General features: G+C 46.7%; 12 protein-coding genes and 1 riboswitch. Of the genes, 5 read left to right on the forward strand and 7 right to left on the reverse strand.

Annotation, left to right across the window (positions count from 1 at the left end; all coding sequences use genetic code 11):
* Positions 1 to 77: 77 nt before the first annotated feature.
* Together LDL40_RS01955 and LDL40_RS01960 are read right to left on the reverse strand one after the other, a co-directional pair.
* On the reverse strand, positions 78 to 428 hold the full coding sequence (locus tag LDL40_RS01955; RefSeq protein WP_300993220.1) for a VanZ family protein: 351 nt from the start codon (positions 426 to 428) through the stop codon (positions 78 to 80).
* A gap of 334 nt (positions 429 to 762) precedes the next feature.
* Complete coding sequence (locus LDL40_RS01960) at positions 763 to 1,245, reverse strand: YajQ family cyclic di-GMP-binding protein (RefSeq protein ID WP_300993222.1); 483 nt, start codon at positions 1,243 to 1,245, stop codon at positions 763 to 765.
* 307 nt (positions 1,246 to 1,552) lie between these two features.
* Positions 1,553 to 1,772: riboswitch (cobalamin riboswitch) on the forward strand.
* Between the two features lie 33 nt (positions 1,773 to 1,805).
* On the opposite strand from LDL40_RS01960, the gene LDL40_RS01965 reads away from it, so the two are divergent.
* Positions 1,806 to 3,611 (forward strand): TonB-dependent receptor, encoded by a 1,806-nt coding sequence (locus tag LDL40_RS01965; RefSeq protein ID WP_300993224.1) that lies wholly within the window; start codon positions 1,806 to 1,808, stop codon positions 3,609 to 3,611.
* Positions 3,612 to 3,693: 82 nt separating this feature from the next.
* On the opposite strand, the gene msrA is transcribed toward LDL40_RS01965, so the two are convergent.
* On the reverse strand, positions 3,694 to 4,227 hold the full coding sequence (gene msrA, locus LDL40_RS01970) for a peptide-methionine (S)-S-oxide reductase MsrA (protein ID WP_300993226.1): 534 nt from the start codon (positions 4,225 to 4,227) through the stop codon (positions 3,694 to 3,696).
* A 74-nt stretch (positions 4,228 to 4,301) separates the two neighbouring features.
* On the opposite strand from msrA, the gene LDL40_RS01975 reads away from it, so the two are divergent.
* From LDL40_RS01975 to LDL40_RS01990, 4 genes are all read left to right on the forward strand, one after another.
* Complete coding sequence (locus LDL40_RS01975; protein WP_300993228.1) at positions 4,302 to 5,282, forward strand: NAD(P)/FAD-dependent oxidoreductase; 981 nt, start codon at positions 4,302 to 4,304, stop codon at positions 5,280 to 5,282.
* Positions 5,283 to 5,296: 14 nt separating this feature from the next.
* Positions 5,297 to 6,034 carry an SDR family NAD(P)-dependent oxidoreductase gene (locus LDL40_RS01980; RefSeq protein ID WP_300993230.1) on the forward strand — a complete coding sequence of 246 codons (738 nt, stop codon included), beginning with the start codon at positions 5,297 to 5,299 and terminating at the stop codon, positions 6,032 to 6,034.
* A gap of 64 nt (positions 6,035 to 6,098) precedes the next feature.
* A complete protein-coding gene (locus LDL40_RS01985) occupies positions 6,099 to 6,476 on the forward strand; it encodes a PH domain-containing protein (protein WP_300993232.1) in 378 nt (125 codons plus the stop codon).
* A 127-nt stretch (positions 6,477 to 6,603) separates the two neighbouring features.
* Positions 6,604 to 7,491 (forward strand): hypothetical protein, encoded by an 888-nt coding sequence (locus tag LDL40_RS01990; RefSeq protein WP_300993235.1) that lies wholly within the window; start codon positions 6,604 to 6,606, stop codon positions 7,489 to 7,491.
* A gap of 121 nt (positions 7,492 to 7,612) precedes the next feature.
* Here LDL40_RS01990 and LDL40_RS01995 read toward each other — a convergent pair whose 3' ends face one another.
* The 4 genes from LDL40_RS01995 to LDL40_RS02010 all read right to left on the reverse strand — a co-directional run.
* Entirely contained in the window at positions 7,613 to 8,266 is a 654-nt protein-coding gene (locus LDL40_RS01995) for a DUF5610 domain-containing protein (RefSeq protein ID WP_300993238.1), read from the reverse strand.
* Positions 8,267 to 8,343: 77 nt separating this feature from the next.
* Positions 8,344 to 9,201, reverse strand: a complete 858-nt coding sequence (locus LDL40_RS02000; protein ID WP_300993241.1) for a cobalamin-binding protein — start codon at positions 9,199 to 9,201, stop codon at positions 8,344 to 8,346.
* Complete coding sequence (cobO, locus tag LDL40_RS02005) at positions 9,198 to 9,797, reverse strand: cob(I)yrinic acid a,c-diamide adenosyltransferase (RefSeq protein ID WP_300993244.1); 600 nt, start codon at positions 9,795 to 9,797, stop codon at positions 9,198 to 9,200. The genes LDL40_RS02000 and cobO overlap by 4 nt, the downstream gene beginning before the upstream one ends.
* An 11-nt stretch (positions 9,798 to 9,808) precedes the next feature.
* On the reverse strand, positions 9,809 to 10,000 hold a 192-nt coding region (locus tag LDL40_RS02010; protein ID WP_300993247.1), incomplete at its 5' end, for a hypothetical protein.

Below are 10,000 nucleotides of genomic sequence, written 5' to 3' on the forward strand. Positions count from 1 at the left end.
ATAGCCGGCTTGATGTAAGTGAGCTGCAGCCAGAAGGCCAATAGCTCCCTGGCCCACGACAGTCCAGACATCTGTAGTTAAAGGCTGCGCTGACGCCATTTTTTTACGGCAAAATAACACAGATAAAATACAGCAACACCAACCAAATCAGATACCCAATCCAACAGTTCGGCGCGACGGTAGCTGGTTAAATAATTCTGCAGGAACTCGATTGCAACTCCATAACCGGCCATAATCAGCGCCGCTTGCCATAATTTGGGTTTATAACTCCATTGCAGCATGGCGGTCAGGCAGAAAAAGACTAAAAAATGCAGTGCTTTATCATATTGATTTAAGTTGATACCACTGCTTTTAATTTCTGTCAGAAAACCAAAAGTGGCAGCGATAAACACCAGCAAACAAATCGCGTGGTAAAGATGACGCTTCACAAAATACTCTTCTTTAAAAGACCTGTGAGGATTGTATCAGTTTTACGGTTGTAATCTCCAGCAAGAAACAATGCTCTGCTGTATATCAGCAATAGGCTCAGCGTGAAAAATTGGTTTGTTGTCTTAATTTAAAAGCTGTACAGGCCCAGAATGAATCAAAAGCAAAGCAGTTGGCTGTGCTGCTAAGGTTGCAGTTTAAGCACCAAATATAACCTCATATTATATAAATGAGGTTTATGACATCCGGTCAGAACTCACTCATTATTGGGAGAAGCTGCCACATTTTGCGCATTTTCTTCTCCCAGGGCGCTTTGCAGAATGTCAGAGCTGATAATTAATCTCTGAAGTTTTTAAACTGGAAGGGTTGACCCAGGTTACTTGTTCTGACTAACTGCATCACCTCTTGCAGGTCATCACGTTTTTTACCTGTAACGCGCAGTTCTTCTCCCTGAATAGCGACCTGCACTTTAATGCTACTGTCTTTAATCAGTTTGACCACTTTTTTTGCCATCTCTTTATCAATGCCTTGCTTGATTGTGACATGACGTGTGATGTATTTACCGTGACGATCTTCTTTTTCAATTTTGAAACTGCTGACATCCAGCTGCAGTTTGCTTGCTTTTGTCGCGAAAATATCGAATAACTGCATCACTTGTTGGTCAGCTTCGGCCGTCAGTTCAATGTGCTCTTTGTTCAGCTCAATTTTGGCGTCCACACCACGAAAATCAAAACGGGTTTCCAGTTCGCGTTTGGCATTCTCTACCGCATTCCTTGCTTGGTTCATATCAATTTCAGAAACAATATCAAATGATGGCATAGTTCTCTCTTATTTCATTGCAATTTATCTGGCTATTATAAGCTAAACAACATCAGGTGCGAACCCGATCTGTAGTCGATTCAACGTTGTTTATCCAAAGCCAGAAACTGCACATTCACTGTTAACGTCAGGAGCACTATGGCTTGGTGATGAGGGGCGGTCGCGATTTTTCTGGCCAGGCAGAATCAACCTATGCTGAGTTAGCAGCTAAAAACCTTAACGCCTCTTGGCTTGAGCAAAAGTCCTATTTCTTTCAACGGCTTGAGACGTCTGGATTTCTATTGACTTTCATAGTGCCGCCGCTACACTGACCGCGCGTTTTTCAGGTGCCCATAGAATGTAAACGACATTTGAGGGTGAAACGGGAATCTGGTGAAAATCCAGAGCTGCCCCCGCAACGGTAACACAACAGAGAGCTTAGCTCTGGCTTTAATCAAACCACTGTCTTTGGATGGGAAGGGATTAAAATTACTACTAAACATAGTCTGTTGTCAGCCCGGAGACCGGCCTGAAAAGTTCATTCACTATTCAGGACGCGGTGGGCGTCTTTGGGAGACATCATGTTTAAAAAATCTTTGCTGGCGACAGTAGTCGTTGGCCTGCCTGCTTTTGTATATGCCGATAGCTCGGATGATCCGCTGGAACATATCAGTGTGTACGCCACCCGCCAGGCTCAGCCTGTGCATCAGATTTTATCTTCAGTGACCGTCATAGACCGTGAGCAAATTGAGCAAGCTCAGCTGTCAGATCTGCCTGCGTTATTGCGTCAGGTCGCTGGTGTACAAATCAGCCGCTCTGGCGGTAAAGGCCAGACTAACACTGTATTTATACGGGGTGGTGCTGCTGGTCACACCTTAGTGATGATTGACGGTGTTCGTGCTGGCTCTGCCACTTTGGGGTACGCCTCTTTAGCTGAATTATCTTTGCAGCAGATTGAACAAATTGAAGTCATTAAGGGGCCTAAAGCTGCTTTATATGGCTCCGACGCTTTAGCTGGTGTCATCGCCATTACTACCCGAAAATCGGATAACACCTCAGTGCAGTTAAAAACTGGTCGTTACCAAAGTCATGAAGCTGATATCGCCAGCACCAAAGAGTTTGGTGCCTTCAAAGTCCGGGGTAATCTGGGCTGGTCAGATACTCAAGGTTTTGATGTTCGTCCTGGCACTCAGGCCGATAAAGACGGTTTTGAGCAACGTTACGGCAAGTTAGGCGCTGAATACAACTCAGCTTTTGGTGTATGGTCAGCCGATCACAATGTGCTCAAAAGTACAGGTCAGTATGATTTTGATCCGGCATGGGGACCCGGTGCCGATCAGGTGGAAACTAAAACCAATCAAAGCCGTTTAGGGTGGGCTTTAGATGGCGAAAAATCCAGTCAGAAACTGAACCTGTCAACTAATAAAACTGAGGACTTAAACTGGGGTGACGACAGCGCAGCTACTTTGTTTGAAACCAAGCGGCATGAGCTGGATTACCAATACAGTCGTCAGTTGACCAGCGAGTTTACCGCCTTAACTGGTGTGAACTGGTATCAGGAAGATGTGTCAGGCAGCGATTTGGGTTATGACGTTGATTCCCGCGTCAACAAAGCTGTTTTTGCAGGTGTTGGCTATAAGTCAGGCGCCTGGCTGGCGGATCTGACAGGCCGTCATGATAAACAAAGCCAATATGGCCATTACAACACCTATGAACTGGGGTTGGGCTATCAGGTGACTAAGGAATTACTAATTCGCGCCAGCCGCAGCAGCGCCTTTAAAGCGCCAAGCTTTAACGACCTGTATTATCCCTTTAGCGGCAATAATCAGTTAACTCCTGAAACTGCGACTTCTGATGAACTCGGATTAAAATACAACGCTGGCGAGCTACAGATTGAAAGTTCCATTTATCAGCAAAGCGTTAGTAACCTGATCCAGTGGGCGCCTATGGCTGATGGTAACTGGGTGCCACAAAACGTGGGTGAAGCGAAAATCAAAGGTGCTGAATTCAGCCTTAGCCATAGCTGGCAACAACTGCAGCAGCAATTGGCTTATAGCTATACAGATGCAAAAGATCAGGCCACAGATACGCCTCTGATCAAACGCTCCAGGCATACAGTGCATTGGCAGGGCGCTTATCAATGGCAGGACTGGCGTGTATTTGCCACCTCTGATTATCAGAGTGATTTCCGTACGGGCGATTTCATGACACCGCAACTTGGTGGTTACACCTTGTGGGGGGCTGGTTTGAGTTACGACTTCAGCCCGCAGCTACAGATTTCTGCGAAAGCCGACAATCTGACCAACAAAGATTATTTGTATGTACCAGGTTATGCGGCTGCAGGGGCCGAATGGTCGCTGCGCTTGAACTGGACACCTGGCTTCTAAATCTTTATTTGGAATCAATAAATTAATTGGGGTCGGAGTAAAATTATGCCTAAGGCGTCATTTTACGCTGACCCTAATTCTTTTAGGTTTTTAGCAAACTGACAAAAGTCTGGCGAAACTTGGCGAGCTTAGGCGTGATTAAAAACTGGCAATAGGGCTGGTTGGTGTTCTGCAAATAATATCCCTGATGATAGTCTTCAGCCGGATAAAAAGTACTGGCTGGCGTCACTTCTGTCACTATGGGCGCATCGAATAAAGGCTGGACTGCTTTAATCGAAGCAAGCGCCTGTTGCTGCTGCTCTGCCGAGTGATAAAACACAGCGGAGCGATACTGGGTGCCTTTATCATTGCCCTGCCTGTTAAGCTGAGTTGGGTCGTGCAAAAACCACAATATCTGCAATAACTGCTCAAAACTGACTTGGGCTGGATCAAATTCCAGCTGAACCACCTCAGCATGTCCAGACGTTCCTGTACATACCTGACGGTAATCCGGATTTAATGTCTGGCCGCCCATATAACCACTGATGGCTGTTTTAACCCCCTGCAGCTGGTTAAAGGCAGATTCGATACACCAAAAACAGCCAGCGCCAAAGGTTGCCAATTCAGTTTGATTCATAGGGTTTCTCCATCTATTGATCTCAAGCCTATGATACAGCGTAAATTGAAAATTAGTTCAAAAGAAAAACAGCGATGAAAAAAGTAGCAGTGATAGGGGCAGGGTTGTGCGGTGCCACAGCGGCGGCGGAATTAACCAGGCAAGGCTATCAGGTCACAGTCTTCGATAAAGGCCGGGGCGCCGGTGGCCGCATGAGCAGCAAAAGAACAGATCAGGGTTATCTCGACATGGGAGCCCAGTATTTCACTGCCAGATCCCAGGAGTTTAAGCGGCAGGTCAACTCGTGGCTTGAAGCCGGTCTGGTTGAACTCTGGCCTTGTACCACCGCCTTGTTATCCGATGAGGATGGCGTATCGTCCTTGCAAATATCTGCTGATCAGCAAGCCCGATATATTGGTGTGCCTTCGATGCAAAGTCCAGTGAAGGATTTAGTGCAATCAATACCCCAATTCACAGGCTGTCGTATTGAGCAGCTAAGTTATCGGCAACAAAGCTGGACTTTGGTGTGTGAACAGGGGCTAAGCTACGCTGGCTTTGATGCAGTCGTAGTCACTCTACCCCCTGTCCAGGCACAGCGATTAATGGCGCAAAGTGCATTGCCAGAACTGATGGGAAGTTCAGCCCAACTGCTTGAACCCTGCTGGGCTGTCGCTATGCACACCCGAGCTATTCCTTCTGAGGATGCCATTTTTTGTCAGCATCCAAAGTTAAGGTTTATCAGTCATCAGCAACACAAAAAAGGCAGGCTGCCTTGTTACATTCTGCATTTTAATGCTGAGTTTAGCGCTTTGCATCTGCAAGAGCCTGCTGAATTCTGGTTTGCTGAGGCCAGTGCAATTTTACGGCAGCAGCTGAATATACAAGATGACATCACAGCTGTAGTAGCGCATCGTTGGCTCTACGCCAGCCAGAACGATCAGCTGTCAGCCCCAGGTTTAATCGATCTGCCAGAACAGCGACTCTGGGTAGCGGGCGACTGGAGTTTTGGCGGTCGGGTTGAAAATGCTTATCTGGCAGGTCTGAAATTGGCCCAGGCCGTGATAGAACAAAGCTAACTACAGGAGACTTTATGTCCGCAGTACTGATCATTGGTGCCAGTAGTTCGATAGGCACTGCTTTAGCTCAGCATTACTTGCAGCAGGGCCTGACTGTGATTTGGATATCCCGTAGTGCGGCAGATTTTAGTGATCTCAAGCTGCTGGTCATTCAAGCGCCAGACCTGACGGGCGGTGACTGGACTTTGCATCATGAGTTTTTCCATTCTGTTATCGAGATACTACAACAGTATCAGGTTGGGCTTATTTTTAACTGCATAGGTTGGTTGCATCAGCAGGGCGAGCAAAAATTGTCGCCTGAGAAAGGCTTAATTCAAAGCTCTGGTGCTTTGCTTCGTAAAACCTTGTTGTTAAATCTTGAAGTCCCTGTGCTTTATCTGCAAGGACTCTGGCCTTATCTGTGCAAAACGCCTGGTCTTCGTTATCTGCAATTAAGTGCCAAAGTTGGCAGTATCAGCGATAACCAGCTTGGTGGCTGGTACAGCTATCGCAGTGCAAAAGCCGCATTGAATCAATGGGTGAAAACAGCCAGTATCGAATTAAAACGCAGTAACAAAACCGCAGCTTTAGTTAGTCTACACCCTGGTACTACAGATTCTGCGTTGTCAGCGCCTTTCCAACGTAATTTACCTGCTGGACAACTACAAAGCCCCGCTCAGACGGCTCTGCATTTAGCTGCAGTTGCTCAGCAGTTAACGGCCGGGCAAAGTGGTTTACTGCTCAACTGGGATGGCACAGTGTTGGGCTTTTAACTATTGCTGTCTGACACAGTCAAAGATAAGCTCAACGGACTGCATGAATACACAAGGAATGAAGATGGGACTTTTTAGCGGTTTATTGGGAAATGCTGGTCAGATTGATTTAGCCGATATCGAAGCTGAGTTTAGTCAGATTTTATTACCGGAAGAAAAGCTGCAACAAGCCTATAAAGTAATACGCGATCTGATCGTCTTTACCGACAAAAGGCTGATATTGGTCGATAAACAAGGCTTAACCGGGTCCAAAAAAGAGTTTATGTCTGTACCTTACCGTTCCATAGTACGTTTTAGTGCAGAAACGAAAGGCCACTTTGATCTGGAGTCAGATCTGCATATCTGGTTGAGTAGCACTGAGACTCCAATCACTAAAACCTTTAATAAAGACGGCTCTATTTTAGATGTGCAAAAAGCTCTGGCTTTGTATTGCTGCCGCTAGTAGCTTAACGCGCCGTGAAAGTAACAGCACTGCACGGCCAGGCTGTGAATTTTTTATCAGCTTGCCGTGCTATTCGCGCTTTAGATGGTAATCCGCAGGCTTGTCAGATGATGAAAGGGAATTTTTCTTGAGCTATTCAATCAGATATTTGGTTATTGTTGGGCTTTCCAGCGTCTTATTGCTGTTAAGTGGCTGCAGCCTTAGTCAAACGGTACAGCCTGCAGCTTTGTCAGTGATCGAATTACCCAAAGCTTTAGTTGAAAGTTCTGGTTTAGTTTGTGTGGATCAGCAATTCATCAGTTTTAATGATTCTGGTGGCTTGCCCATCTTGTACCGCTTTGACCGCAAGGGGCAGATCCAAAGACAGCTGAAGTTGTCAGTTAGAAATAACGACTGGGAAGCTATCAGCTCTGACGGTACATATTTGTATTTAGCAGATACGGGTAACAATGCAGGCCAACGCAAAAGCCTGTCACTATACAAAATACCGCTGGATTGGTCGGGCTTAAAACAACCTTATAAACCAGAGCAGATCAGAATACAGCTTCCTGCTTCAGACAAATTATTGCCCTACCAACACGATGTTGATTTTGAGGCTCTGGTCTATCAGCAACACAGTTTGTGGTTGATCAGCAAAAGCTGGGCCAGCCAAATCCCCGCGCGTTATAAGCTTGACCCAAGGTCCAGACAACAAGAGCTCGGACAGGCTGAATCTTTTGCAACTCCGGGCTTTTTGGTGACGGACGCTGTGTTTGATAAAGACCTACAGCAGTGGTGGATGGTGGGGTACTCAGATCCACACAAAGCCATCTGGGCCTATTTAAGTAGTGCAGGGCTTGGGCCCAGAATTGCGCGTTATGATCAGCAGATGAAATTACTGGAGACTCAAGCGCTTCCTACCTCAGGACAGGTTGAGGGGGTGTGTATTGACCAGGACAAACAGATTTGGATCAGTGAAGAGGGCAATAAACACAGCCCGGCCAGGTTGATTAAAACCGCCTTGAGCAGTCAGTAACGCGTGCGGGCTGTATAAGATAAAAAAACTGGCCTTAGGTTCAGGCCAGTTGAAAAAACTGCTGGTTTTAAGGCGTATATCAAACCAGCAACTCAGGAGTCATGTTAAACCAAAGACGAGCTTAAACTTTTACAGAGAATCTGAGCTCATTGCTGGTATTTTCTGCAACTTGCTCTGTGATGTCCTGCTGTTGTGCTGCTTTATCAGGGTTTAAAATCATATCGCGAAACTTGGCAAAACCTTCCTGGATCAGGGAGTAGGTGCTGTCTATATCTTCAGCCACTTTGCCATTGAGCACGCCTAAACCATCCAGCACACTCTTAGCATCGTCAAAACCTTTATCAACACCGCCACCCACTAAAGCCAGGAATTTATCCAGACGCTCTTCTTCTGGCATGTCAGGATTTTGTTCTGAGTACTTCTGGTAAAAGGCTGTGGCAAAACCCACGATACGGTCTGCCGTAGCTTGGGGAGAAGTATCAACACCGCTTTGTTTAATTTTTTCAGCGGCGTTAGGACCAAATTCAGCTTCGAGCTCGCTATTAATGCCTTCTAATGCAGTTTTATACAATAACTTCATGGAGTTATCGTCATCACCTGTGCTTAGCTTCAGCTGATTTTCCATAATAGTGGCATTCAGCTTTTGCTTATTCATCCGTGAGGCGTCGTAGCCTGAAAGCTTTTTCTCTTCGGATGTTTCGTTGTTTTCAGTTGTTTTATTGGCTTGAGCCACAGCTGAAGCATTGGACGAGCTAACTCCGTTCACAGATGACATAGATCCACTCCGATTAGGCTGAATAAGGTTCAGTATAGTGCTGACTGATCAGGCTATCGGCGCTGACTTCAATAACTTTAGGACTTTTTGGCAAAAAATTGCCGCGTCTTATCGATGTCGGCGCAAAGTTGCCGCACCCCTTGCAGCATTCTGTTGGTGGTTCTGTGCACCAGGTCTGAATCTGGTTGGCTAAACTGTTGATATTTAACGGCTGGAATAGCAGGCCATCGGCTCCAGTCCAGCAGTGTTCTTGGCTCATTGACTGAGACAGGTTGGATGATCAACTGCGGCTGACTTGCAACCACATGCTCTATGCTGACCTGAGGATAATCCCCTATAGCAGTGGCAAAGGGGTTGGATGCACCACAGAGTTCCAGTTGCTGCTGAGGCCAGGCTTTTTGCGCCACTGTAGAAAGCGGTTGTTGCCAGAGCTCATAAAACACAATGACTTTTTGTTGTGTGCTATAGCGTTGACGAAGCTCGGCCAGACCTTTTTCCATCCATTGAGCTTGTTGTTCTGCTTTATCCTCCGCACCGGTAAGCTGACCCAAGACACGCAATTCTTTGGCAATGTCAGTCAGCAGCAGCGGGTTAGAATCGACTACATTCAGGCCAAACTGCCGCAGTTTATTGATATCCGCCGCTGGGTTGCCGTCTGTCCATGCCAGCACTAAATCAGGCTTTAGTGCCAGAATTTTCTCGACCTGTAATTGAGCATAATTGCCGACTCTTGGAATAGCGCGGGCCTGATGTGGATAATCTGCATGCTCTGTAGTGCCGACTATTTTATCGCCCACGCCAATACTATAGAGTTGCTCTACCAGGTGAGGGGAGAGCGCAATAATACGCTGTGCTGGTTCAGCTTGTGCCGTCGTCGTAAATTGTGCAAAGCAATACAGTACAGTACCTAGCACATACTTTTTTACATGAATCACCAGTCCACTCCTTTTTGTACCTGGATCCCGGCATCAAAGGCATGTTTCACTGACTGTACTTCGCTGACTGTATCTGCCATCTCAATTAAAGTGCGGTGGGCGGCGCGACCTGTGATCACCACATGCTGAGTCGCAGGCCTGTTGTTCAGCGCTTTTACTACTCTGTCTAAATCAATGTAATGGTAACTGATCATGTACGTCAGTTCATCCAGCAGCACCAGTTGAATACTTTCGTCCTGCAAGAACTGCTCGGCTTTGGCCCAGACCAGTTCTGCTGCCGCTATGTCTGCTGCTCTATCCTGAGTATCCCAGGTAAAACCTGTGTTCATGACCGCAAATTCCACTCCGTGCTGTTGCAATAAATTACGTTCGCCACAGTCCCAGGTGCCCTTAATAAACTGTGCCACCGCCGCTTTTAAACCATGCCCAACGGCGCGGGCTACAGTGCCAAAACCAGCAGTGGATTTACCTTTGCCATTGCCTGTGATCACCAGCAGCAAGGCTTTATCTGTATTGGCCGCCGCAATACGGCTGTCCACTTGCTCTTTGAGTTTTTGCTGACGCTTTTTGTGGTTTTGCTGTTTTACATCTGTCATGTCATGTCCTGTTATTCAAATGAAAAGCCTGGTGCGGCAATACAGTGGATTTGCCATGGACTTTGCGCGTTATAACGGCTGATCCGACTGACACTGCCATATGCAATACGAAGATGCTGCAGCCAATGACTTTGTACTAAATCGATTTTTAATAAGGAAGCGAGCAGGATACGGATCACTCCGGCATGCACTAGCCATAAGGC

The organism is Rheinheimera sp., from assembly GCF_020217005.1.
In the GTDB taxonomy this organism is placed as follows: Bacteria; Pseudomonadota; Gammaproteobacteria; order Enterobacterales; family Alteromonadaceae; genus Pararheinheimera.